We start from the raw sequence: 24,440 nt of genomic DNA on the forward strand, positions 1-24,440 counted from the left end.
CCCAATCTAATTCCGTCATCACGATAGATCCGAACGCCTTTATGGTGAAACTGATTCGATCTCGAATACAATTTTTTAATCCTTTAACTCAAGTAGCCCCCCAGTTTTCGGACGCTCTGGGTCTGTTTGCAAACAAAAAAACGCCGGCGCGGGGCCGGCGTTGTTGTGGTTTTGTGATTTTGGATCAGGCGGCTTGTTCCGGGATCGCCCATTTGCGGAGGATCTTGGCGGCTCTTTCTTCGCTGATCTCCACCATTCGGCTGAGGCGGCGCTCCGGACCTTCCTTGACCCGCTTGGCGAGGCCGGAACCGTCGTCTTCGCTCGGGTTGAGAATATCGTCCGTCGAGTCGAAGCCGAAGTCCGAACCGAAACCGTCCATAAGCGTGGCCCCGGGGCCGCCAACCGTCGGCGGTGAGAAGTCTGGCAATTCGAGTCCTGCGCTTTCGCCGAGCGGCACCGAGCCGGGGGCGCCAAGGGCTGCCGCGCCAAGTTCCGGACCACCGATCGCCTTGATGAGCGGACGGAAGCCGAGCCAAACGATCAGGAAGGCGACTGCGACGAAAGCCAGCGCGTTGATCATCGTGCCCATATTGCGCATGAAGATGTCCGCGAAGGATTCCGACGTCGCCGCTTCATCCAACAGCTGGTTGTCGAGGAAGTCGATCGCCGAGACATTGATGACGTCGCCACGCTGGGCGTCGATGCCGGCGGCCGAGGTGACGATCTTCTGCATTTCCGCGACGATCTTGTCGAATTTCGCCTGATCGAAAGGTTCGCCGGCGAGCTTGGCGATGCGACCGCGATTGACCACGACGGCGACCGACAGCTTGTCGATCGTGTAGCCGTTGCGCACGGTCGCGACCGTCTTCTGATTGATCTCGTAGTTGGTCTGTTCTTCTTTCTTGTTCGCCTGGTCCGACGACTTCGGGCCCGCACCGGCGCTCTCGTTGCCCTGGGGAACATTCTGTTCCACCGTGGTCGCCTGTTCCTGCGATACCTGTTCGGACTTCTGGTCCTCTTTGGTCACGCGAACCGAGCGCTCGACCTTTGATTCGGGATCGAAAATCGTTTCCTGTATCTGCTGGGCGTCAGTGTTGAGTTTCGCGGTCACCGATGCGCGGAAATTGTCCATGCCAAGGAATGGCGCAAGAGCGTTGTCGATCTTGCTTTCGATCTCCTGCTGGACGTTCTGGACGATGCCGAGCGAACGATTGAGAGAACTGCTCGAAGGATCGTCGCCAGAGGCGAGCAACTGGCCGGCCGAATCGAGGATGGTGACGTCATCCACATTCAGACCAGGCACTGCGGAGGCGACCAGATGGCGAATGGAAGCAGCGGCCTGACGGCCGACCTGTTCGGAAGCGCGAATCATCACGGAAGCCGTTGGTTTTTGTTCCGCCTGACGGAAAGAGCCTCGATCCGCCATAACGATATGAACGCGCGCCGCGTTGATGCCGTTGATTGTCTGGATGGTGCGGCCGATTTCGCCTTCAAGCGCCCTCACCCGGGTGACTTCCTGCATAAAGGAGGTGAGACCGAGCGAACCGACACTGTCGAACAATTCGTAGCCCGCATTGGCGGAATTCGGGAGGCCGCGTTCAGCGAGGAAGAGTCTCGCTTTTCCGGTCTGGCCGACAGGCACGGCGATAGAGCCGCCATCGGTTCCGACCTGATAGTCGAGCCCGCCTTCGGCGAGCGCGATTCCTACCTGATTGAGGTCGGACGCTTCGAGGCCAACATACAGGGTCTCATACCCCGGTTTGTTGACATAGTAGCTGCCGACGAGGATCGCCAGGAGGGTCAATCCGAAGATCGCGCCCAGGGCCACGAGCTTGGTCATGCCCAGCGACGTCAGGTTCTTGAGTATAGCCGTAAGCTGATTCAACAGATTCATTCTGTTCCCGCGAAGTTAAGCGCCACGAGGTCAAGGTATCATTCCTTGCCTACACTCTACGGCTTCAAACTTGCGCGAGGGTGTTGTCCGCCCGGCGGCGACTTCGCCTCCAACTCCTCGGTTTATCGGCGGTCGCCCTATCGGCCGTGGCTCAGGCGACGTTAGAACAGGTCACAGTCCCCGGCGGTCTTGATGATCGGCTGCGAATGACCGCGGCGGGTGCCTCCGGATAGGGCGCGCTGCATGTCGGCAAGCTTGACCAGGTTCAGCGCCGTGGTGATGTCGATCAGTGTTTCCTCGGGAATGGAGGCCGTCACGGTATCGATGAACTCTGCGAGGCCCCTGGTTTTCTGAACCGCGAGATCGATGCCTTGCAAAACCATCATGCGGTCGGCTGCGTCCATGAAGTCCACGCCATTTGCATTGGTGAGAAAGGGTTCTATCCGCTCGATCAGATAGGCGACGTCGTGAAGTTCGGAAACAACCCGCATCAGGATTTCCGGAAGCGACTCTTCGATCTGGACCGTATGCGTTACTACACTCGAATGCATGGCGTGATCCTTCCAGATCAGAAAAACTCGATCGACGATTCGGCGGGCTTGGGCGCGGGCACGGGGCGTGTTTCGAGCTGCACGGTGCGCTGCGTTTCGGCGCCGGTGAGCGCATATTGACGGGCCCGGCCGGAAACCGGCCAGAATTCGAGCTTGCGACCTGCGTCGCCTCCGGTCGAGGAACCGGCGATCTTGATGCCTTCGTCCTTCAGGAAGCGCATCGCGAATTCCGCGTTCTGCTGCCCGACATTCGAAAAGGACGCAATGGTCTTGGCGCCGCCGAAGATCTTGGCTTCGAGCCGGTCGCGACGCGCGCCCTGCTTCAGCAAACCGTTGATCAGAAGCTCCATCAGATGCACGCCGTAGCGCGACACGTCGCCGCCCTGCGCCATTGCTTCAGCGGAGCCGGGGAGGAGAAAGTGGTTCATGCCGCCGACGCCGGCGACGGGGTCGCGCAGACAGGCGGCGACACAGGAGCCGAGCACCGTGGAGAGAACCACGTCGGGATCTCGCGAGACTTTCCACTCGCCTTGGATTACATGGACACGCTTGAAGCCATCGCTCATTTCAGGGATCCGAACACGGCTTCAATCGCCGCTTTCATCTTTTCTATGGTGAAGGGCTTAGCCAAGACGTTGTTCGCCCCCATCTGCGCCGCCTTCTGGACGAGCGCGCGGTCGCCCTGAGCGGTCAGGATGATGAAGGCGGCCTTCTTCGTGGCCGGGTTCGAGCGGACAGCCTGCAGAAGTCCCAGGCCATCCATTTTCGGCATGTTGAAGTCCGAGATGACCAGGTGGTGAGGCTGTTGGGCCATGATCTGTGCGCCCTGTTGCCCGTCGCCGGCTGCTGTAATTTGCTTGAACCCGAGCTGGGTCAAAGCGTCACTAAGAAGCAAGCGGCTCGTTACCTGATCATCGACAATAAGGACTTTGATTTTTTCAGCGATAGACATCAGTCGCTCCCTTCTTTTCGGGCGGCAGTAAGTTTCAATATTTCTTCCCCGATGGCTGTCAGCGGAAGTTGCGTTTCCACAGCTCCTAGCTCGAAGGCCACGCGGGGCATTCCATAGACCACACAGGTCTTTTCATTCTGACCGACGGTGCGCGCTCCGGCATGACGCATCTTCAACAGTCCCGATGCGCCGTCGCGGCCCATGCCGGTCAGAATGACTCCCACGGCGTTGCGTCCCGCAAGTTCGGCCACGGAGTCGAACAAGACGTCGACCGAAGGTCGATGTCCGTTGACCGGCGGCTTGTCGAGCAGACGGCACACGGGCGCGTGAGCGTTTACGATTGTCATATGACGCTCGCCGCCTGGCGCGAGGTAGACGCGGCCGATCTCGAGACGGGCTCCATCGGTCGCTTCCTGCACCTGCGGCGCGCACAAGCGGTTCAACCGTTCCGCAAAACTCTTCGTAAAGGTTGACGGCATGTGCTGAGTTATGACAGTCGGCGGGCAATTAACCGGAAATTTCTTAAGAACTTCTATCAACGCCTCGACGCCGCCTGTGGACGAGCCGATCGCCACCACTTTGCGTCCGACACGGTAATCTGCAGGGGCCGCATTGACATTGGCGGCCGGAGCCGGATGCGCCGGCTGGCGCATATACTGATAACGATAGCTCGACTTCGCCGCAGCCTTGACCTTGTCGATCAGTTCGTGGAACGGGCGCGTGTCACCCGGCGCCGGCTTGCCGATGCAATCGAACGCGCCGATTTCCAGCGCGGCGATCGTGGCTTCCGCGCCGCGATGGGTGAGCGACGAGACCATGATGACCGGCATGGGCCGGAGCTTCATGATCTTTTCCAGAAAATCGAGCCCGTTCATGTCGGGCATTTCGATGTCGAGGGTCACGACATCGGGATTGAGTTCCTTGATGGCGGCGCGCGCCTCCATGGCGTCACGCGCCTGGCCGATCACGTTGACGTCCGGATCTGAATTCAGGACCGCCGAGATCAGGCCCCGCATCGTGGGGGAGTCGTCGACAACAAGTACACGCGCTGGGGACATCAGGTCTTCCTCCCGCCTGACTTGCCGATGAACTTGTAGGTCGTGATGCCGGTGTTGTCGAAATAGGCCTTCGCCTCGCCCGACACGCGCTCGGAATGGCCGATGTAGAGGTGGCCGCCGTCGGTCAACAGGTCGGAGAAGCGGTTCCAGATGCGAACCTGGGTGGGCTCGTCGAAATAGATCACCACGTTGCGGCAGAAGATCACGTCGAACTTGCCCTTGAACGGCCAGTTGGCCATCAGGTTGAGCTCGTTATAGGTGATCAGGCGCTTGACCTGATCGCTGACCTGCCACTTTTGCTTGCCGTCGAAGTTGACCTCGGAGAAATACTGCTTGCGCATCTGCGGGCTGACGGTCTCGAGCGAGTTGGCGTCATAGGCCCCGAGGCGGGCGGCGGCGAGAATTTTCGGATCGATGTCGGTGGCGAGGATCTTGAAATCGTAATCGGCGATGTTCGGCATCACCGACAGCGCCGTCAGCGCGATCGAATAGGGCTCCTGGCCGTCCGAGGACGCGGCGGACCAGATGCGGGCGCGGCCGCCGGATTTCAGTCGGCTGATCATGCCCGGCAACACCTCGGTGCGCAGGTGATCGAAATGGTGGTTTTCACGGAAGAAGCGGGTGAAGTTCGTCGTCAGAAAAGACAGCATTTCCCGGCGTTCGGCCGCGCCGTTCGGCGAGGACACGAGCTCGCAATAGGTCCTGAAGTCGCGCAGCCCCAGTTGCCGGATATGCTTGGAGAGCCGTGAATAGACGAGCGAAGCCTTGGTCTCGTTGAGATAGATGCCCGCGTCCGAATAGATCATCGCGGCGATCTCGGAGAGATCGCGGCGGGTCAGCGGAAACTCACCTCCTGCGAGGATCTCTTCCTGGTTACGGCGCGGGTCAACAGCTAAACTCATGGTCACGCAGCTTCGCTTTCACTCTCGTGGAACAGGGCTTCCAGTTCCATCAGACAGATCATTCTCCCTTCGATCGCGATGATTCCGCGAGCAAAGGATCTTTCGAGATCGGACGCGATCTCCGGCGTGGGCTGGATCAGGTCGTCCGTCACCGTAAGGATGTCGGACACCGCGTCCACCAGAAGACCGACGATCTTGTCCCTGACCTGGGCCACGATGATGACGTGGCGGGCGGTGGGCTCGGCCGGCTTCATACCCAGCCGGGCCGAGAGATCGATGATCGGCAGGACTGCCCCGCGCAGGTTGATCACTCCGCGCATGTAAGAAGGCGTGTGCGGCATCGGGGTCGCAGGCGTCCATCCACGGATTTCCCGGACAGACATGATGTTCACCGTAAACTCCTGATCGCCGATCCGGAAAGCGATGAGTTCGCGACCCTGATGGGATATGGCTTTTGCTGTGTACGACATTCCGACTAACCCAAACTCCTCACATCATACTCAACCCGTCGCGGCGAGCGCGCTCTCCGATCTCAAGGACTGACCTCGGGAAGCTGCGACCACGGCGTCCACGTCCAGGATCAGCGCCACCCGGCCGTCGCCGAGAATGGTGGCTGCCGCAATGCCCGGCACATGCGTGTAATTGGCCTCGAGAGACTTGATGACGACCTGGCGCTGGCCCTGGATCGCATCGACCATCAGCGCGCGCTGTCCACCGCCTTCCGATTCCACAAGAAGCGCAACGCCGTCGACCGGATTGGCCGAGTTGCTGCGATAGTTGAGGATCCGGCCGACATCGACGAGCGGGCAGAACGAGTTGCGGATCGCGATGAGCTTCTGATGCGCGCCGAAGGAGTGGATGGCGCTCGCTTCGGGCTGCAGCGTTTCGACGATCGCGGTGAGCGGAACCACCAGCGTCTGGTTGGCGACCGTCACCACCATGCCGTCCAGGACGGCGAGGGTGAGCGGCAGGCTCATGATGAAGGTCGAACCCTGACCGGGACGCGACTGGATCGAGATACGTCCGCCGAGGGCCTGGATCGATCGCTTGACGACGTCCATGCCGACGCCGCGGCCGGAGACGTCCGTGATCTTGTCGGCGGTGGAGAAGCCCGGCATGAAGATCAGGTTGTCGATTTCTTCGTCCGACAGATTGGCGTCGGCGGGAATGAGATCGTTGTCGATGGCCTTCTGCTTGACCTTTTCGCGGTTGATGCCCGCGCCGTCGTCAGACAGTTCGATCAGGATGCGGCCCGAACGATGCTTCGCGGTCAAGCGAACGGTGCCTTCCGCAGGCTTGCCGATCGCGGCGCGCTTTTCCGGGCTCTCGATGCCATGGTCGACCGAGTTGCGGATCATATGCGTCAGCGGCTCGGCGAGCTTGTCGATGACGGTCTTGTCGACTTCGGTGTTTTCCCCTTCGGTGACCAGACGGACGGACTTGCCCACCATGTCGGCGACTTCGCGAACGATGCGCGACATGCGCTGGAACACGGGCTTGACCGGCTGGGCGCGGATGGCCATGACCGAGTCCTGGATCTCGCGGGTGAGTTGCTGCAGCTCGTCGAGGCCCATATTGATGCCCTGCGTGCCGGTCGAGTCGTTTTCGATGACGCTCTGGGCCAGCATGGCCTGATTGATGACGAGTTCGCCCACGAGGTTGATCAGGCGGTCGACGCGGTCGAGGTCGACACGGATCGTCTGGTTGGCGCCGGCGGCCGAATTCGCGTCGGCGGCCTTGGCCGCAGCGGCGGCGGCCGGTTCGCGCTTTTCAGCGGCGGGTGCGGCGGCGCGCTCGACCTTCGCCACGACTTCCGAGGCGGCGGCGGCTGTCTGCTTGGCGACAGCGGCAGCGGACGCGACCTCTTCCTCTGCATGAAGATCGTCGGACATCACTGCCGGCTCATCATCTTCGAGGATGCTGAGATCGAACGGGATCGGGATCATCGGAAGCTCTTCGGCTTCCTCCTTGCCGATTCCTTCGCCGTCGGCCAACTGCTTGATATCGAGCTCGCAGTCCCATTCGGCAAATTCGAAGACCTGACGGATGGCGTCTTCGCCCTTGTCGGTCTTGATCCAGATCTTCCAGGAGAAGTAAGCGTTTTCCGGCTCCAGATTGTCGAAACCCGGAAGCGTGGTCATATCGCAATGCAGGCTCATGTCGCCGAGGCGACGGAGATCGCGGAGCAGGAGCGCCGCATCGTTGCCCTTGGTGTAGAGCTCGGTGCGCGGCTTGAAGTTGATTTCGAAGGTCGGCGCGGCAGCCGGATCGCTCTCATCGCCGAAATCGTCGAAGGAGAACGGGATGGGCTGGAAACCGCTTTCATCGGTTGGCGCGGGCGCAGCTGCCGCCGGCTTCGGCGCGGGGGCCGCAGCTTTGGGCGCGGGCGCGGCCTTGGGAGCAGGCTCAGCCCCGCCGGCGCTCGGCAAGGGTTCGCCATGAGCGAGCGCCTCGAGGTCCTTGACCAAACCCGACGTCCGGCTCGGATCGACCGAACTGCCGTCGCGGGCGGCGTTGGTCAAGTCAGCGAGCGCGTCCGCCGACTTGAGCATGACCTTCATGACGTCGGGACCGGGATCCAGCTTGTTGGAACGAACGCAATCCAGAGTCGTCTCGAACACGTGGGCGAACGCCACGAGGTCGTCAAGACCGAAGGCGCCAGCGCCGCCCTTGATGGAGTGAACGGCTCGAAAAACGGCGTTGACCGTTTCGGGATCCGTGTCTCCATCATTCATCTTGAGCAGACCCGATTCCAGTTCAGCGAGCTGTTCCTCGCATTCCTGGAAAAAGATCTCTTTGATTTCGTTCATATCCATAGGATTGTTCCCGTTAAGCGGTTACGCGCTCGATGGCATCGATCAGTTTCGTCGGGTCGAACGGTTTCACGATCCAGCCCGTCGCGCCGGCCTGGCGGGCGCGGTTCTTCTTCTCCGCGTCGCTTTCCGTGGTCAGGACCAGGATCGGGATTGCGCGGTATTTGTCGTTCTTGCGCACGCCTTCGATAAAGCCGAAGCCATCGAGACGGGGCATGTTGATATCCGTGACGATCACGTCGGGATTGCAGGTTTCGAGAACTTCGAGCCCTTCAACGCCGTCTTCGGCCTGGATGGTTTCGAAGCCGGCATTGTTGAGAGTGACCAGAAGCATGTTTCGGATGGTTCTGGAGTCGTCCACCGTGAGAACGCGTTTCTTCATTACTTGCTCTCCTTTGCGAGCATCATTTCGTGATTGACGCCGATGAGCTGCATCGTCTTGGCGAGCGCATCGGATATTTTCGAGAACTTGAACGAGAGCTTTTCCTGTTCCCAGGTTTTGGATGCCGACATCAGCACCTGGATGCAGAGGGCGCCGCAACGCTCCACCGCAGATCCATCAATCGCGAGGTCGCTGCCGCGCATCGACATCAGCTTGCCGTGCAGGGCGGAGGCCTCGTTCAGATCGAGGATCTTCTCCAGACTGAGTTTCTTCATTGCTTTGCCACTCATTGGGTCTTTCCCGTCGCTTTGATTTCAGGTCCCCGTTCATGCGTCATGACGCCACCCTTTCGTCCAGCAATGTAAATGCCGTTGGTCCGGTGTCCGTCACGGGCGAAACGATCTGATCGCTACCTGTCCGTCGGGAAGGTCCCGCGGCGCGGCCATTGTCGAATTGGCCGAGCCTGAACGCCCTGATCGTGTCGCCAAGCTCTACTATTACCGCCTTAAGGTTATCGGAGTGTTCACACGCGCCCGTCGCAGCAAGAGAAGTTTCATTGAGCATCCGGCCAATCGAATTGGCCGCTTCTGCAAGGCTCGATACTTCGGAGGCGCATTCGCCCGTGTCGCGCGCCAGCTGGGATATCGTCGTGTTGATTTCAGTGACCTGTGTGGCGATTTCGCCGATCGCGCCTTGCGTGCGGTTGACCATGGCCACGCCGCTGTCGACCTGCGCCTTGGTGCCGGTGACGAGATCCTTGATCTCGCGGGCGGCGTCCGCCGATCTCTGCGCGAGGCCCCGGACTTCCTGGGCGACGACTGCAAAACCGCGTCCGCTGTCGCCCGCCCGCGCGGCTTCGATGCCGGCGTTTAGGGCAAGAAGATTGGTCTGGAAGGCGATGTCGTCGATGACGCCGATGATCTGGCCGATCTTTTCGGCGGAACTTTCGATATCCGCCATGGCGTCGATCGCCTGGCCGACGATCTTGCCGCTTTCTATCACCGCGTCGCGCGCCTTGCCGGAGGCCCCTTCGGCAAGACCCGCGCGGTTCGCCGCGGCGGACACCTTCGTTGCGAGGGTGGCGACGTCGGAGGCGACCTCGCCCAGACGATTGGCCGCCTGATCGCTTCCCGTCGCCAGGGAGGAGGCGGACAGCGCGATGCGGCTTGCACCGTCTCGCGCCCGTTCCGCCGTTTCGGAGGACTGACGCAACTCGTCGCTGATGACCTTGAGCGCGCCGTTCAGGCTTTCGACAAGGTCCCGATAGTCCTCGGGAGCTTCCGCGCCGACCGGTTGGGAAAAGTCCTTGGCTGTGAGCCGCTCGGCGATCTCGCCGATCATGGCCCGCGCTTCGCCGCGTCGGGCGGCATCCTTGACCGCGAGTTCCTTCTGATGGCTCAGCCGGGTCTCGTTGAAACGCAAAGACGTCGAAATTTCGAGATCGACCATGACGGCGCGGATAAGCGCGGAAATCAGCCGCAGCGTTTCCTCACGTTTCCGGGCGCCGCCGAACCAGCTTTTCGGCCAGCTTTCGCGCAAGACTCCGGCGACCAGATGCTCGAGAACCACCGCCTGGCCAGCGATGCGCCAGCGAGGATCGAGCCCGCCCCGGGTCTCGGTGTCCGACAGGACTTTCACACGCTCGGCGTAAAGACTGTCGAAACGCGCGTCGGTCAACACATCCCAATGCGACTGGCAGAGATCGTGGAGACGATCAATCTGTCCTTCGCTCTGGAACTGACGCGCAGCATCCGGGAACGTCTGATAGCGCTGGAAGAGGTCGCGCAGACCATTTTTAACATGGGGAAGCAGGTCATTGCGGCGCTCGCGCAGAAGTGCGGCCTCTTCGGCGGCAAGCCCTGCGAAACGCAGGCGACCGCCAAGGCTTCCGCCCTCGCGTCTTTCCCGATCCGCTGTTGCAGCCCCGTCCACCACTTCTAGTCCCCGTCCAAACGCGCGACGCCAGCCGACGGGCTGACACGGCCTGTTTCGCGCGACGCCGGATAAGGATCCGCCCCTCGCCGCGCACAGCACGATCTGAAAAAATGAATTCGTTAGATCCGGGCTTGATACCGGCACGGCGAAGCGGCTTCATGCCTATTGGACCGCGCAGCGATCCCATTCCGGCGTAAGTGAAATGTTTATGGTTAATTCCTTGCCTGAAGGTTAACGCCGCAAACGAACACGCATTTTTCCTAAAATAGGAGCTCGGCGAATTACGATCTTTATCCGAACAAGCCGGCAAATCATCGCTGACAAACAAAGATTCTCGCGTGGACCGGATGGACCTGAGACCAGTGGTTGCTTGCACGACCTCGGCGGTAATGGCTGTTAACTTTCTTGGAGACGCGAAACGGGCTTGCCAGCCGCAGCCACGCTTCTATGATTGTTCGAAGCATTCATCTCCCTGGACAGCGCATGAGCCTCGACAGCGTCAAACAGTTCTTCCGCGACAATGCGCCTGACATCGACGTCATCGAACTCTCCGTCAGCACTGCGACCGTCGATCTCGCCGCCGCGGCGCATGGGGTCGAGCCTGGACAGATCGCCAAGACGCTGGCGATCAAGATCGGCGAGGAGACCATCCTGCTGGTCGCAAAGGGCACGGCGCGGCTCGACAACAAGAAGTTCAAGGCGCAGTTCGCGACCAAGCCGCGCATGCTCGGCCTCGACGAGGTGGAGACTGAGACGAGCCATCCGGTGGGCGGGGTCTGCCCATTCGGCCTGCCGAGGCCGATCCGCGTGTTCTGCGACGTGTCGCTGCGCGATTATCCCGAGGTCGTTCCGGCTGCAGGAGACATTCACGCCGCCGTCAGGATCGCGCCCGAACGCATGGCGGATCTGGTCGGGGCGGAATGGGTGGACGTCTGCCAGTGACGCCGGAAGGCTTCAGCTTTTGCCGGCGAGCGCCAGGCCTCTCAGGACGGCGTCGAGCAACTGCCCTTCGATGAAGGGTTTCACCAGCACCGGCCACTCCTGAAAGCCGGGCACGCCGTCAGCGAAATCCACATGGCCGGTCAGGAACACCAGCGCCGATCCCGAAGCGAGCACCGCCGAGGCGTTGCGTCGATCCGTCTCCGGCGTGTCGCCGGTGTCGAGAAGCACGAGATCCCACGATTGCCCCCGCAGTTGCGCGCCCAAATCGATCAGCGAGGCCGTTTCGACATATCCCGGCAACAGACCCGAAAGCGCCTCCTTCACGTCGAGAGCGATCAGATATTCCTTTTGCACAACGAGAATACGCACATCACTCTCCGAACCCGGTTTCCTTGCCGCGCAATCAACTGATTTGGGGTGCAGGCGTCATTTAACTTTGACATGTCCGGAACATTTACGGCCCCTCCGCATTGTCATGCTGCGTTCTACGGAGAAGACCGGGTGGAGTCATCATCTCGCCGCGCAGTGCGGCATGACTGCGAAAACTGCTGGATCAGGAATCTTGAGACGTTCCGGGAGTTTTCGCCCCCCGAACTCGAATTCGTGTCGGAATTCAAAAGCGGGCAGATGTCGATCGAACCCGGAGCCACAGTCCTCAGCGAAGGCTCGCACAGCCCTCACCTCTACACGGTGCTGTCGGGATGGGGTTTCCGATACAAAATCCTGGAGGACGGCCGCCGACAGGTGCTGAACTATGTCTCGACCGGCGACCTGCTCGGCCTTCAGGGCACCCTGATGGGAGAAATGCAGCACTCTGTGGAAGCTCTGTCGCCTCTGGAACTCTGCGTCTTCGAACGGGAGCGGTTGGGGACGCTGTTTCGCGACCATCCCGGACTGGCGTTCGACCTGACCTGGATCGCGGCGCGCGAAGAGCGGATTCTCGACGAACATCTCCTCAGCATTGGCCGGCGCAGCGCCATCGAACGCGCCGCCTATCTCCTCGCCTTCCTTGCGCACAAAGCGCGTGAATCGGGTCTCGCCGACACCAGGCTTATCAATCTCCCGGTCACCCAGCAGCATGTCGCCGACACGCTGGGCCTATCGATCGTGCACACCAACAAGACGCTGCGCAAACTGGCCGAACGCGGCGTGATCCGCTGGCTGGAGCGTGGTTGCGAGGTGCTGAACGAAGCCGATCTGGCCAGGATCGCGGACTGGAGTCCTCCCGTTCCTCGGCGCCGCCCCTTCATCTGAGGCACCGACCGGGTTCAATAGATGGACCTTCAAGCGGCCTTGCGCGCGTCCGCCGGAAAGACGAGGCCATAGCGCACCTCGCTTTGCGAGACGCTATATTCCGCCCTGCCGTTGACGGAAGCGGGAACCACACGCTCCAATATCGCCGTTCCTAGACGCCGAACCGGTATGCCGGCGTCCTGGCCGGCCCTGCGGTGAGCCGGATCCAGCGGTTCGCGCCAGGATACGCTGACGAAGTCGCGTCCGTCGCGCTCCTGCATGGCGATGGTCACGACGATCGTCTGACCGGCCGGCAGGAAACTGCCGAAATTGATGGCGTTGATCAGCAACTCATGGAAGGCGAGGCCGAGATGCATGGTCACATTCGGCGACAGAAGCAGGTTTTCCCCTTCGAAGACAATCAGTTGCTGGCCATTGGGAATATAGGCCGAGACCTGCTGCTCGAGCAGTTCATGGGCAAAGGCGCCGCGCCATCCTGAGTCCGTGACAAGATCCTGCGACCGGGACAGAGAAAAAATCCGCCCTCTCAGCTTCTGCACATAGGCTTCGATGGAATCGGTATATTGCGAGGTCTGCGTAACGATGCTCTGGATGATCGCCAGGAGGTTTTTGGACCGGTGGCTCACGTCCCGCAGCAGCGATTGCAGAACCTTTTCGCGACGCCGATCCTCGCCGCGATCGATGATCGTGGTGATGAACTGAATCTGCCCGCCATGGCCGCTGAACGCCAGGACGCGAAACTCGAAAACGCCGCCGTTTTCCAGCGTCACTTCGAGAATTTCCGTTTGACGGGTCTCGAGCGCGCGCGACTTGGCGTCCGTCAAGCGACCGCCGATCTCGGCCCCGAACACAGAGCGATCATCGGGCGCATCGGACTGTTTCAGGCCCCAGTTGTCGGGAAGACCCGTGACGCAGAGATAATTGAAATCGCGGTCCTGCAGGATAAGGCTGGCGTTCATGTCGAGCAAGGCCGTAATGAAGAACGGGCCAAGCTCTCCATCGTTGAGATCCTTGGCATGCCAAAGGAATCGCCGCACCTTCACACCTCGAAATTACGCGCCGGCGGCGAAAAGACAGATTACGTCTATTCGCGCGCCGCGCTATGCCTGCTACAGCTGTTGAGACCTATCAGGCAGACATCGCCTGATACGCCTTTTCGCCTTCATTGAAGAAAAGCGCCTGGCTGATCAATGCCTTCAACATGTCCGGATTGTAAGGCTTGGTGACAAGGAACGTAGGCTCGGCCCGTTCGCCCGTCAGAAGCCGCTCCGGGAACGCCGTGATGAAAATCACCGGCACGCTGGCGACCTTGAGAATGTCGTTGATCGCGTCGATGCCAGAGCTGCCATCGGCGAGATGAATGTCAGCGAGAATCATGCCCGGATTGCTGCGGCGATAGAGATCCAGCGCCTCGGAATGGGTGCGTGCGATGCCGCTGACGCTGTGACCGAGATCGAGAACGATATGCTCGATATCGAGCGCGATCAAAGGCTCGTCCTCGATGATCATGATTTCCGTGGTGATCTGACGCGAGATTTCCTGGGTCGCCTCATCGATCAGGCGCTTCACGTCCTCGATGCCGACAGCGAGAATTTCGGCGGCTTCGGAGAAGGAAAAGCCTTCCACGGACACCAGCAGGAACGCGTGCCGGGCCTGCGTCGGCACGGCGGAGAGATTGGCGACCGCCTTCTTCTCCCAGGCGAAGGGCGAAACGGCCAGCGGCACGTCGACCTGGGCCGATTTCAGAATCCGAACGAAGAGCTTGTACAGCGCCACGCGGTCGGAGGACGCTTCCGGGAATATGCTGAGATCAGCGATCAGCGCCTCGAGCGTCGCGACGACGAAAGCGTCGCCAGAGGTCTGGGACCCCGTGATCGCGCGCGAGTAACGGCGCAGGAACGGCAAATGGGCGGCCACGCGCTCGGTCAAGGTCATTCAGATATTCTCCCCTTCTTGGATTCTGCTGACGCGCTGGTAAATGCGAAGATAAGCGAAAGGTTCCACGACTTTTAGCCGTCGCAGATATTTTTATATATCGGTTTTAGCGCCGGTCCGCCGGCCGTTTGGAGCCATGCACGCTGCGCGCCGCGAAAAATGCGCCTGCGGCGCACACCGCGAGCACAGCCCATGGGCTTGTACGCATGAGGCCGGGCATCAGACCAAGGGCGAGGTCCACCTCCGAAACGGGACGCACCGGCGCCCGCCGGACCACGACCCGCCGACGGCGAACCGTGATCGCCAGCAAGCCGATGACGGAGACCGCGATCAGCACCGATCCCGCGAACAGCCAGCCGATTACCACGCCGTATAGGTCGGCAATGGCGATAGAGGCCGCGACGAGCAGAAAGGACAGACCTGCGGCCAGGATGATCGTGAACGCCAGATAGAGCCCGACGCGCGCGGCGGCCCGGCTTGCGCCATCCGCCAGATTGCGTCCCGCCAGCGTGATGAATTGCTGCATGCTCAGCCCCTGCGGGTTATCAGAGCCGCGAGATAACCGAGACCCAGCGCCAGGCCCACCGCTTGAAAAGGGCGGGCGCGTATTTCATCCTCCACATCGCGGCCGAAGGAATAGGCTTCTTCGCGGGCGTCATTGAAGGCGCGACGCGATGCGGCCGCAGCGTCGGCGGCGATCCGCTCGGCGCCGTCACGGTAGGTTTCCGCCTTGGCGGCTCCGAAAGCGGCGAGGCTTTTGGTCAGTTCGGCGATGTCGCGCTTGAGATCGCCGATCTGCGCTTCGAGATCTTCGACGGTCGGCGCATTTTTCTCATTCGCATCGGAAAAAGCCATGTTGTCATCCCTTCACTTCTCAAGAACCGCGCGGCCTTGGCCGCTCCTGCTCCGGAAAATGCACGGAGGCGAGAAAGGTTCCGCAAAATAAGAAGGAGAGAACCATTCCGGCGGGAGGAAGGGTTCTCTCCTTTACGCGTCTGGCGCCTTCGGGGGGATGAAGGGGCGGATCCGGCGCCAGCTTCCGAATGAGGAGGAGGGGGCTCCGCATTCGACACCGGCATAACGCTGGGTGTAGGATTTGGTTCCGGCAACATGGCCGAACTCTCGATTCTTTCAGTTTTTGCTGGTCGAACACAGCAAGCATCGTCCCCTTGCGCAATCAACCGAGGGTTCACTTCACCTCGGCTGCCGGCCTCCCCATATGCAGCTACGCTCATGGTGTTTCCGCCGGTCGTCCCGGCGCGGCCAACGAACGTAAGAGATGTGAAAGAGGAGATGACGATGCTTGCCATGACAAAGCTGTTCGCCGGCGCCACTGCCGTCCTCATGTCCGCGGCAACTGCGATTGCCTCGGAAAATGCCGGCGAGAACAACGCCTCGGGCGCCCTGCCCTTCTCCGCCTGGGACATCGCCGTCTTCGATACGCCGTGGGCGCTGGCCTTTCTCGACGACGATGAAATGCTGGTGACGGAGAAAGGCGGCCGGATCTGGCTCGTCAGCACCAAGGGCGACAAACAACCCGTCGAAGGCGCGCCTGATGTTGTCTATGGCGGGCAGCTCGGCCTGCTCGACATCGCGCCCGCCCCCGACTTCAAAGCCTCTGGCCTGGTCTACCTGACCTATGTCGAGCCAAATTCGGAAAGCGGGGCGCTGGCGTTGGCGCGGGCGACCCTTACCCGCAGTGAGAGCAAAGCGTCGCTTACAGACCTGAAGGTCATCTGGCGGGATGAGGCGATCGAAGGCGGCGGACAGCCGGGCGGCGTGATCGCCTTTGCCCCCGACGGCCGACATATCTTCCTGACGGTCGGCGACCGCATGCGACCGAAACGCGCGCAGGATCTCTCAACCCCTCAGGGAAGCATCATCAGGCTGACCCTCGATGGCGCGCCTGCGCCTGGCAATCCCTTCGAGACCCGCAAACAGGCGCGACCCGAGATCTGGAGCTATGGCCACCGCAACCCCTACGGTCTGGCTTTTGCCCCCGATGGAGAGCTTTGGGCGCATGAAATGGGCCCGCGCGGCGGCGACGAACTCAACCACATCAAGCCGGGCTTGAATTACGGCTGGCCGCTGGTGTCGAACGGCGACCAGTATAGCGGGGCGGGGATACCCCGACATTCGACACGACCCGACCTCGCCGCCCCTGCGGTCTACTGGACCCCGGTCATCGCGCCCGCCGGGCTCACCTTCTACACTGGCGGGCGTTTTTCCGACTGGAAGGGTTCCGCGCTGATCGGCGGGCTTGCCGGGATGAGCCTCAGCCGGATAACCTTCGGCGACGGCGGCGCGGCGCATGAAGCGGATCGATGGGACATGGAAGCGCGCATACGCGATGTCGCGGTCGATCCGGACGGATATGTGTGGGTCATAGAAGACGATACCGAAGGACGCCTCAGGCGTCTGGAGCCCAAATGAAGCGACAGCATATAAAATTTCCAGCCCTATGGAACCAACTCAAACGCCGAACGTTCCCGCGAAGATCTTCAGCGCAACAATGCGAGCCCGCACAAATGAATAATGATGAAACGAACAGAATCGGGGATCCCGGCGTGCCGGGCCCGTTCGGGGAGATTCCGAAGAAACTCAAGGAATATTACGACTCCCTGCAAGATGAAGCCATTCCGCCCCGTTTTCTCGATCTGCTGGAGCAGTTGGATCAGGCCGAGCGCCTGCACGCCGGCAAGAAGCAGTCCATCCTGACCGAGGAAAGCGGAACATGACGCAAGACGAAGACAGCATCGAGAGAGATTTCAAGCGTACGATGCTCGCCTGCCTCGGCAGCTTGCGTGCATTCGGCGTTTCTCTCACCGGTCGCCACGATCGCGCCGACGACCTCGTTCAGGACACGATCATGAAGGCCTGGGCGAAGAAGAGCTCTTTCGAACCCGGCACCAATATGAAGGCCTGGCTTTTCACCATCCTTCGCAACGAGTTCTACAGCCAGATCCGCAAGAGCGGCCGCGAGATCCAGGATTCCGACGGCTTCTACACCGAGCAACTGTCGACCCATCCCGGTCAGTATGGCGCTCTCGACCTGCAGGACTTCAAGGCTGCGCTGGAAAAACTGCCCGACGACCAGCGCGAAGCGATCATCCTGATCGGCGCTTCCGGTTTCTCCTATGAAGAAGCCGCTGAAATCTGCCAGTGCGCGATCGGCACCATCAAGAGTCGCGTCAACCGCGCCCGGAACCGACTGGCCGAATTGCTTGCGGTCGAAGGTGACCGTGAATATGGACCGGATTCCAGAGCGCTCGCCGTGACAGGCCGCACTTTCGTCGGCTGAACTGTCCGCGACAAACTAAGAATTGCGCCGCCAGCCTTTCGGCTGGCGGCTTTTTCATGCCCGGCGATGGTGGAGAGGGTCAGTCAGGAAATCGTGAGATTGACTTCGGCCCGAGTGCCCCGTTCACGCGGCACATAGCGGATGCCGCCGCCGACGGCGCGAGCCATGGAAGCGACGATCCGGGAGCCGAGGCCGGTGCCCTGGGCGGGCTGCGAGACTTCGATGCCGCGTCCGTCGTCTTCCACGACCAGAAGCGCTTCGCTGTCGTTGAGCTTCGTGAGTTCGACGCGGATCTCACCGTCCTCGTCGTCCGGATAAGCATATTTGATCGCGTTGGTCAGGAGTTCGGTGACGATCATGCCTGTCGACACCGCGCGGTCGGAGGGGAATATGATGCTCTCGAAATGCGAACGGATATTCGACTTGCGCCGATCCTTGGCCATGGTCTCCGCGAGTTCGGAAATCAGGGTGGAGAGGTAACGGCTCATTTCGACTTCGCGGACATCGTCTGACGTATAGAGGCTTCGATGCATTCCGGCGATGGCGGAAATCCGCGCCTGTGTTTCGGACAGCGCATGTCGGACTTCGTCACTTTCGCTGGCGGACACCTGGAGGCGGATGAGCGCGGCGACGAGCGCCAAACTGTTGGCGACACGGTGATTGACTTCGGCGAGCAGGATCTCCGCCCGTTCCTTGCCGTGCCGGATCTCCTGTTCAGCCTGTTCGCGGGCGGCCCGAAGCTCGGCATTCTCGATCGCCTGTTGCAGCGCATTGCCGAGCAGCGGCCAGAAATCCTCGCCGACCGTCTTGATGACATAATCGGCGGCGCCGGCTTTCAGCGCGTCGACGGCGATCGTGGCGTCGCTCGATCCCGTGACATAGACGACCGGGAGCGCCACGCCCTGCTCGTCGAGACGACGCATGAGGTCGAGACCCGTCGATCCCTGCAGATAGTGATCGAGAACGATCGCGTCGAATCCGCCCTGCGCCAGGCGCTCGAGGCCCTCCCCCGCATCCTGAGCGTGCTCGGCTTCGTATCCCAGGCGGCCGAGCGACTTCTGGGCGAGGCGGAAAAGAGCATAGTCGTCGTCGATATAGAGAATCTTTTTCGCCATCGCCGCGTCGCTTTCAGGGAATTTGCATCACGGAGAAGAACAGCCCCAATTGCCGGATGGCATGGGCGAAGCTGTCGTAATCCACCGGCTTGGTGATATAGACATTGGCGCCGAGATCATAGCAACGCTGAATTTCCCGCTCGTCATCCGTGGTGGTGAGGATGATCACCGGCAGACGCTTGGTGTGCGCATTGGCCTTCACCTTTTCGAGAATATCGATTCCCGACATATCCGGCAGATTGAGGTCCAGTAAAATCAGCAGGTAGCGACCTTCGCTCACCAGGCCCGAACGATCTTCGCCGAGAATGAAATCAAGCGCTGAATTGCCGTTCGCAAAGGGCACGATCTGATTGTTGACGCCGGCGCGGCGAACATTCTTCTCGATGAGGCGCGCATGGCCCTCATCATCTTCGACCATGACGATCGTCACTTCTTTGCCTGCCGCCATCATTCGCTGCTACTCCCTACAAAACGACTGAGATCCGAAGGCATCCGGATCATGAATGTCGAGCCCTTGCCCCGTTCCGATTTCAACTGGATGTCGCCGCCCATATTGCGTACGAGCGAGCGGACATGCGCAAGGCCGATCCCCTCGCCCGGCTTGTCCTGAACGCCCGAGCGGCGAAACAATTCGAAGACGCGTTCGTGATCCTCAGGCGCAATGCCGCGGCCATTGTCGGTCACACCGATGCCGACGGTGAAGGCGTTGACGCGAAAAGCGCGCACAGACAGCCGCAGCGGCCGCTCCGGCTCCCTGTATTTCACCGCGTTGTCGAGAAGATTGCCGAGCGCCTGTTCGAGCGAAAAGCGGTCGGTGATGATCGTCTTCACATCGACCTTGATCGTGACCTCGCCATTGGCTTCGAGCACCTGATGCTGAATGGCGTCGGTGTTGTGCTGGATCAGTTCGGCGAGGTCGATCCGCTCCGGCTTCAATTGCCGGCGTCCGTCGCGTGAGATCTTCAGGATGGCGTTGATCAGCTCGTCCATCTTGCGGGTCGAGGACCTGATGAAGCCGATCGCCTCGGGCAGATCTTCCTCGACCGCCAAGACGGTCTCGGTGCGAACAGCCTCGGCGCCGGCGGCGCCTGTCTCGCTCTTGAAATAGGCTTGAATGGTCTTCAGCGCATTATCGAGTTCGCTGGTGAAGCCCATGATGTTCACCAGAGGGGCGCGGAGATCATGGGTGACGATATAGGCGAACCGCTGGATCTCCTGGTTCGCCTGGATCAAATCCTCTGTCCGTTCGCGCACGCGCTGTTCGAGTCCGGCGTTCAGGCCCTCCAGTTCACGCCGCGCTGCAAGGATTTCGTGGACGTAGCGGCGAATGATCAGGAAGACGATGACGAAAACTGCAAGGACCGCGATCGCGCCTGCGATCGTCACCATCCGAAGGCCCGCGGCCAGGCTGAGATGGCTCTGCAACTGACCTGCGATCTGGCGGTCTGCTTCGGCGATGACGCCCGAAAGCGTGCCGCGGATGTCGTTCATCAGGGCCAGCCCGACCTGGTTCTTCACGATCTCCATTGCCTGATCGCGCCGGTCGGACTGGGCGAGCGACAACGTCGTCTTCAGTTCGGTGATCTTTCGCGCGATAACCTGGCGAAGCGGCTCCACTTCGATCTCGGAAAAGCGGCTGCCGGCGATCGCGGTCTCCAGAGCATCTTCCCGGCGAGAGATTTCGTCGATGGAGTCGCGATACGGCTTGAGGAAGGTCGGCTCCATGGTCAACAGGAAGCCGCGCTGGCCGCTTTCGGAATCCTGCAGAACGAGAAGAAGGTCCGCCGCAGCGCTGCGCACGCGGCGCGCCTCGGCCGCGCCGGCGACGTAATCCTGCGTCTTATAGACGAGATAAATGATCCCTGAGACGATGCCGACCAAGATCAGGGCGCTTACGACCAGCGCGACGAAAGTCGATCTGATCAGCGACTGCTGTTGGTCGGACATTCAGACGCCGCTCCCGCGCAGCACTAACGCCAACCTGTTCGCCAGCACCCCATGGGCGACTGCCGCAGCCTTTGCCAAAACCATATGTCCCTCTCGCGCCTTGCCCGTGTCGACCGCAATCAACGCGCGCGCGACCGGAAGGTTCCGAGGATCGGCGAAAAAATCAGCCGACATTGTCGAGGCGCGGCTGAGGCATCCAGCTCCGCGCCTTGAGGAAGGGGAGAAGATCGGCAGGGCTCATCGGACGCGCCAGCGCATAGCCTTGAAGGTAGTGGCAACCGAGGTCACGGAGGATTTCGGCGTGCTGCATGGTTTCGACGCCTTCGGCGACAATTTCGATGCCACGCGAACGGCCGATATCGATGATCGACCGCACCAATTGCTGCTGCGCCTTGGATTCCACGATGGGCTGGATGAGCTGCCGGTCGATCTTGAGCCGGCGCGGCGTCAACTTGAGGAGCGTGACGATGGAGGCATAGCCGGTGCCGAAATCGTCGATCTCGATGTCGATACCCAATGCGCGGATCTTTTCGATCTGCGGCACCAGTTCGCCGTCATGGCCGTCGAAAGAGGTGGATTCCAGCAATTCGAAGGACAGCGTTCCCGGCAGGATCGGCAGCGCCTCCAACCGTTCGATAAGGCCTTCCTCGCGCAGACGCTGGGCGGAGATGTTGACCGAGACTTTCTGAACCGGCATCCCCGCCAGTTTCAGCCGGTTGAGCTGCATCAGAGCCTGGTTGAGAATGATCTCGTCGATGGCGGCGAGAACCTTGAGATTTTCGGCGATCTTCAGGAAGGTGTCTGCGCCGAGCAGGCCCTTGACCGGATGATCCCAGCGCGCCAGCGCCTCGAGCCCCACCACTTCCAGCGTCGCGGCGTCGAACTGCGGCTGGAAGAAGGACACGAACTCGTTCTGCTCCAGCCCGCGGAGAATATCGTCGGCGGTCTTCTTGGTGTTGACGGCGTTGAGACGCAACGTCTCATTGAAGCGTTCGACGCGATTGCGGCCGCGCCGCTTGGCCTCATACAGCGCGATATCGGCGTCGACGAGCAGTTGCTCGACGGGCTCGGAGGCGTCGGTGCGCGAGGCGATACCGATGCTTGCGCCGACACGACATTCGTGCCCCTCGTAATCGACCGACTTGCTTAGCGCTTCGACCAGCCGGCTCGCCATGTCGGAATGCTCCTCGACGGAGCCCGGCATCCGCGACACCACGACAAATTCATCGCCGCCGATGCGGGCGACGAAATCGCTGCCGCGCACGTTGAGCTTGAGCGCCTGGGCGGCGTGCTTGAGGATGACGTCGCCAGCGGCGTGGCCGAGCGTGTCGTTGATATCCTTGAAGCGGTCGAGATCGATATGGAGGACGGTGACATCCGCTTCGCCCGGAGCGGCTTCGATATCGGCGAGAAGCTGGTCGAGATAGCGCCGGTTCGGCAGACCGGTCAACGCATCGTGCAACGCCGCATTCTCCATCCGGAGATGGGCTCTTTCCAATTCGCGGTGCTGGTCTTCCGCCTGGCGCTTGGCGCGGCGGAGGTCCGCCTGAAGCCGGATATCCTCGGTGACGTCCCAGTTGACGCCAACGATTTTCTTTCGCCCCTTGCCATCGACATAGGCGTTGCCGATGGCGCGGATGAAGCGGATCGAACCGTCTTTGCCGACGACGCGGAATTCGCTGCGATATTCGCCGCCATTGGTGGCGGCTTCAGTGAATTCCCGCTGCGCCTGCGCGAAATCCGCCGGATGCAGGGCGTCTTTCCAATCTTGATAGGATGCCGTGCGGGCTTCGGGCGGCAGGCCATAAAGGACCTTCATGCGCTCGTCCCACACCAGAAGATTGGCGGTCGGATCATATTCCCAGACGCCGATCTGCGATGTTTCCAAGGCCACCTGTAGGCGATGGGAGAGAAGGCGCATCGCCTCTTCCCGCTCCTGTATTACGCCCAGATTTGTCTGGCGCTCCTGCATCAGACGACCGGCCCACAGCATCGGCAAAACCACGATCGCCTCGGCGATCAGCAATTGCAGCCGGAATATCCAGATGTCGGCGAATGACAGGCCGAAGCTGGATTTGGGCGCGGCCGAAATCTTCCATGTTTCGCGCCCGACATCCAGCGACACCGAGACAGTGTCGCCAGCCGTCAGCGCCTTGTCACCGAAAAAGTGCTCCGGCGGCAGGCCGTTCTTGGCGTCCGAACTGATGGAGACGCGGTCGTTCCTTTCAAACTCGATGAGCCCACTGCGTTTGTAAAGCGCCTCGAGGCTGATGACGGAGGAGAGAACACCCCAAAATTCACGCTTGCCATTTTCCCGCGGAACAAAAACCGGGAGTCTGATGATCAGGCCCTCGCCGCCCTGAACGAGCTTGACCGGCCCGGTGATCACGGGTTCTCCGCTGTCGCGGGCCATCAGCACGGCCTCGCGCTGGGCGCGGGCTTTCATATAATCCAGTCCGAGAACGGTGGTGTTCGGCGCATAGGGATGCACCATGCGGACCACCAGGCCGGGGGCGGCGGCGACGTTGAGGATTTGAGACTGGTCCTTGATCACCCGATCGGCGATTTGGGAAAAGTGCGCCTGTTGCATATCCGGCAGCGCTTCGATGGTGGCGACGAAACCACGCATCAGATGCAGATTGCCCTGGATGTCGCTTTCGAGCTTGGCGGCGATCTGGTTCAAGCGTTCCAGAGAGGCGAGCCGTTTTTCCTGATAGGCTGCGGACTGATGCTGCCAATCAGCGTAAACCAGAATGCCCACCATCGCAACGATGGCCACGAGCGCCGGCACGTAGTGAAGAGATATGAACCCGAGAAGCCTTCTTCGCCCCCGAGTGGAATCCGCCGCCCCATCAGACATTCCCCGTTACGCCCTTACAAATGTTCAGTTATTTTGCCCCATTTGAACACAGGTGTATCTTTGGCGGCTTAACAAGGGATTTCGACGGCCTCCTACATTTTCACTGACGCGGAATGAGGTCAAACAAGGTTAAGTTTTACCGCACGCATCGGACGAAACATCGCTCGACGGGATCAGAGGACCAGTCGATAGTCATGGGTCGACCGATCGAGAACAGGGGCGCGGGTTTGGTCTGGCCAGTTCATCGTATCCGACGGCACCCAGCCGCGCTGACCATCGGCGATGACTTCGCACCAGCCGGTGTCGCGTTCACAGCCGATGACTTTCAGTCCCTGCCCCCAGGCGATCAACCCGATGCTGGGAAAATCCATCGAAGGACCGCCATAGAGGCGCATGGAATTCTTGGCAAGAGCGATGTCTTCGGCGAATGCCGCCGACGGAGCGGCTATAGCGGCGGCAAGCAGGATCGCGGACAGGATCTTCATTTTTCCTATCTCCAGAAGCCCGAGTTTTTCAGGCGGTTGAGCTGAATTCTTCGCTGAGGAAATGCGGCGACGGCAGGAAGGTTCCGCGATTTTACCGGCTCACGATGACGTGAT

At 60.8% G+C, this 24,440-nt stretch carries 26 protein-coding genes; 5 read left to right on the plus strand and 21 right to left on the minus strand.

From position 1 onward, the window contains the following. Positions 1-184: 184 nt before the first annotated feature. The 11 genes from fliF to E8Q41_RS16855 all read right to left on the minus strand — a co-directional run bounded on the left by fliF (position 185) and on the right by E8Q41_RS16855 (position 10,487). Entirely contained in the window at positions 185-1,894 is a 1,710-nt protein-coding gene (gene fliF / locus E8Q41_RS16805) for a flagellar basal-body MS-ring/collar protein FliF (protein ID WP_137156714.1), read from the minus strand. A gap of 161 nt (positions 1,895-2,055) precedes the next feature. Next, positions 2,056-2,445, minus strand: coding sequence for a hypothetical protein (locus E8Q41_RS16810; RefSeq protein ID WP_137156715.1), 390 nt, complete (start codon positions 2,443-2,445; stop codon positions 2,056-2,058). Between the two features lie 17 nt (positions 2,446-2,462). After that, on the minus strand, positions 2,463-3,011 hold the full coding sequence (gene cheD, locus E8Q41_RS16815) for a chemoreceptor glutamine deamidase CheD (RefSeq protein WP_137156716.1): 549 nt from the start codon (positions 3,009-3,011) through the stop codon (positions 2,463-2,465). Then, positions 3,008-3,397, minus strand: a complete 390-nt coding sequence (locus E8Q41_RS16820) for a response regulator (RefSeq protein WP_137156717.1) — start codon at positions 3,395-3,397, stop codon at positions 3,008-3,010. Before E8Q41_RS16820 ends, cheD begins: the two co-directional genes overlap by 4 nt. Continuing rightward, the gene (locus E8Q41_RS16825; protein WP_137156718.1) at positions 3,397-4,458 is read right to left on the minus strand and encodes a chemotaxis response regulator protein-glutamate methylesterase; all 1,062 of its coding nucleotides are present in this window, start codon (positions 4,456-4,458) and stop codon (positions 3,397-3,399) included. The genes E8Q41_RS16820 and E8Q41_RS16825 overlap by 1 nt, the downstream gene beginning before the upstream one ends. Further along, entirely contained in the window at positions 4,455-5,357 is a 903-nt protein-coding gene (locus tag E8Q41_RS16830; RefSeq protein WP_137156719.1) for a protein-glutamate O-methyltransferase, read from the minus strand. The genes E8Q41_RS16825 and E8Q41_RS16830 overlap by 4 nt, the downstream gene beginning before the upstream one ends. Positions 5,358-5,359: 2 nt before the next feature. Continuing rightward, positions 5,360-5,827, minus strand: coding sequence for a chemotaxis protein CheW (locus E8Q41_RS16835; protein WP_137156720.1), 468 nt, complete (start codon positions 5,825-5,827; stop codon positions 5,360-5,362). Positions 5,828-5,857: 30 nt separating this feature from the next. Next, the gene (locus tag E8Q41_RS16840; RefSeq protein WP_137156721.1) at positions 5,858-8,173 is read right to left on the minus strand and encodes a chemotaxis protein CheA; all 2,316 of its coding nucleotides are present in this window, start codon (positions 8,171-8,173) and stop codon (positions 5,858-5,860) included. A 13-nt stretch (positions 8,174-8,186) separates the two neighbouring features. Then, on the minus strand, positions 8,187-8,552 hold the full coding sequence (cheY1, locus tag E8Q41_RS16845) for a chemotaxis response regulator CheY1 (protein ID WP_137156722.1): 366 nt from the start codon (positions 8,550-8,552) through the stop codon (positions 8,187-8,189). Then, positions 8,552-8,842, minus strand: coding sequence for an STAS domain-containing protein (locus E8Q41_RS16850; protein WP_137156723.1), 291 nt, complete (start codon positions 8,840-8,842; stop codon positions 8,552-8,554). The genes cheY1 and E8Q41_RS16850 overlap by 1 nt, the downstream gene beginning before the upstream one ends. 43 nt (positions 8,843-8,885) lie before the next feature. Further along, positions 8,886-10,487 carry a methyl-accepting chemotaxis protein gene (locus E8Q41_RS16855; RefSeq protein ID WP_246660224.1) on the minus strand — a complete coding sequence of 534 codons (1,602 nt, stop codon included), beginning with the start codon at positions 10,485-10,487 and terminating at the stop codon, positions 8,886-8,888. 483 nt (positions 10,488-10,970) lie between these two features. On the opposite strand from E8Q41_RS16855, the gene E8Q41_RS16860 reads away from it, so the two are divergent. Next, positions 10,971-11,429 (plus strand): YbaK/EbsC family protein, encoded by a 459-nt coding sequence (locus E8Q41_RS16860; RefSeq protein WP_137156724.1) that lies wholly within the window; start codon positions 10,971-10,973, stop codon positions 11,427-11,429. A 12-nt stretch (positions 11,430-11,441) separates the two neighbouring features. Here the strand turns inward: E8Q41_RS16860 and E8Q41_RS16865 are convergent, their stop codons facing one another. Next, positions 11,442-11,798 carry a hypothetical protein gene (locus tag E8Q41_RS16865; protein WP_137156725.1) on the minus strand — a complete coding sequence of 119 codons (357 nt, stop codon included), beginning with the start codon at positions 11,796-11,798 and terminating at the stop codon, positions 11,442-11,444. 183 nt (positions 11,799-11,981) lie between these two features. On the opposite strand from E8Q41_RS16865, the gene E8Q41_RS16870 reads away from it, so the two are divergent. Then, positions 11,982-12,683: a Crp/Fnr family transcriptional regulator gene (locus E8Q41_RS16870; protein WP_246660227.1), complete on the plus strand. Its 702-nt coding sequence runs from the start codon at positions 11,982-11,984 to the stop codon at positions 12,681-12,683. 29 nt (positions 12,684-12,712) lie between these two features. On the opposite strand, the gene E8Q41_RS16875 is transcribed toward E8Q41_RS16870, so the two are convergent. The 4 genes from E8Q41_RS16875 to E8Q41_RS16890 form a co-directional block, all read right to left on the minus strand. Further along, positions 12,713-13,720, minus strand: coding sequence for a sensor histidine kinase (locus E8Q41_RS16875; RefSeq protein ID WP_137156727.1), 1,008 nt, complete (start codon positions 13,718-13,720; stop codon positions 12,713-12,715). A 91-nt stretch (positions 13,721-13,811) separates the two neighbouring features. Continuing rightward, a complete protein-coding gene (locus tag E8Q41_RS16880; RefSeq protein WP_137156728.1) occupies positions 13,812-14,618 on the minus strand; it encodes a response regulator in 807 nt (268 codons plus the stop codon). A 106-nt stretch (positions 14,619-14,724) separates the two neighbouring features. After that, positions 14,725-15,144, minus strand: coding sequence for a hypothetical protein (locus E8Q41_RS16885; protein WP_137156729.1), 420 nt, complete (start codon positions 15,142-15,144; stop codon positions 14,725-14,727). 2 nt (positions 15,145-15,146) lie between these two features. After that, complete coding sequence (locus E8Q41_RS16890) at positions 15,147-15,473, minus strand: DUF883 family protein (protein ID WP_137156730.1); 327 nt, start codon at positions 15,471-15,473, stop codon at positions 15,147-15,149. A 444-nt stretch (positions 15,474-15,917) separates the two neighbouring features. Here E8Q41_RS16890 and E8Q41_RS16895 point away from each other — a divergent pair, with 444 nt between their 5' ends. The 3 genes from E8Q41_RS16895 to E8Q41_RS16905 all read left to right on the plus strand — a co-directional run bounded on the left by E8Q41_RS16895 (position 15,918) and on the right by E8Q41_RS16905 (position 17,919). Further along, a complete protein-coding gene (locus E8Q41_RS16895; RefSeq protein WP_348640026.1) occupies positions 15,918-17,051 on the plus strand; it encodes a PQQ-dependent sugar dehydrogenase in 1,134 nt (377 codons plus the stop codon). 95 nt (positions 17,052-17,146) lie between these two features. After that, complete coding sequence (locus tag E8Q41_RS16900) at positions 17,147-17,356, plus strand: NepR family anti-sigma factor (protein ID WP_137156731.1); 210 nt, start codon at positions 17,147-17,149, stop codon at positions 17,354-17,356. Beyond that, positions 17,353-17,919: an RNA polymerase sigma factor gene (locus E8Q41_RS16905; RefSeq protein ID WP_137156732.1), complete on the plus strand. Its 567-nt coding sequence runs from the start codon at positions 17,353-17,355 to the stop codon at positions 17,917-17,919. The genes E8Q41_RS16900 and E8Q41_RS16905 overlap by 4 nt, the downstream gene beginning before the upstream one ends. 83 nt (positions 17,920-18,002) lie before the next feature. Here E8Q41_RS16905 and E8Q41_RS16910 read toward each other — a convergent pair whose 3' ends face one another. The 5 genes from E8Q41_RS16910 to E8Q41_RS16930 form a co-directional block, all read right to left on the minus strand. Then, a complete protein-coding gene (locus E8Q41_RS16910) occupies positions 18,003-19,034 on the minus strand; it encodes a histidine kinase dimerization/phosphoacceptor domain -containing protein (protein ID WP_137156733.1) in 1,032 nt (343 codons plus the stop codon). 13 nt (positions 19,035-19,047) lie between these two features. Continuing rightward, positions 19,048-19,485, minus strand: a complete 438-nt coding sequence (locus E8Q41_RS16915; RefSeq protein ID WP_137156734.1) for a response regulator — start codon at positions 19,483-19,485, stop codon at positions 19,048-19,050. Then, entirely contained in the window at positions 19,482-20,981 is a 1,500-nt protein-coding gene (locus E8Q41_RS16920) for an ATP-binding protein (protein WP_137156735.1), read from the minus strand. Before E8Q41_RS16920 ends, E8Q41_RS16915 begins: the two co-directional genes overlap by 4 nt. 163 nt (positions 20,982-21,144) lie before the next feature. After that, positions 21,145-23,841, minus strand: a complete 2,697-nt coding sequence (locus tag E8Q41_RS16925) for an EAL domain-containing protein (protein ID WP_137156736.1) — start codon at positions 23,839-23,841, stop codon at positions 21,145-21,147. Between the two features lie 173 nt (positions 23,842-24,014). After that, a complete protein-coding gene (locus tag E8Q41_RS16930; RefSeq protein ID WP_137156737.1) occupies positions 24,015-24,326 on the minus strand; it encodes an SH3 domain-containing protein in 312 nt (103 codons plus the stop codon). Positions 24,327-24,440: the final 114 nt, after the last annotated feature.

This window comes from Rhizobium sp. FKL33 (assembly GCF_005222915.1).
Taxonomy (GTDB): domain Bacteria; phylum Pseudomonadota; class Alphaproteobacteria; order Rhizobiales; family Rhizobiaceae; genus Rhizobium_E.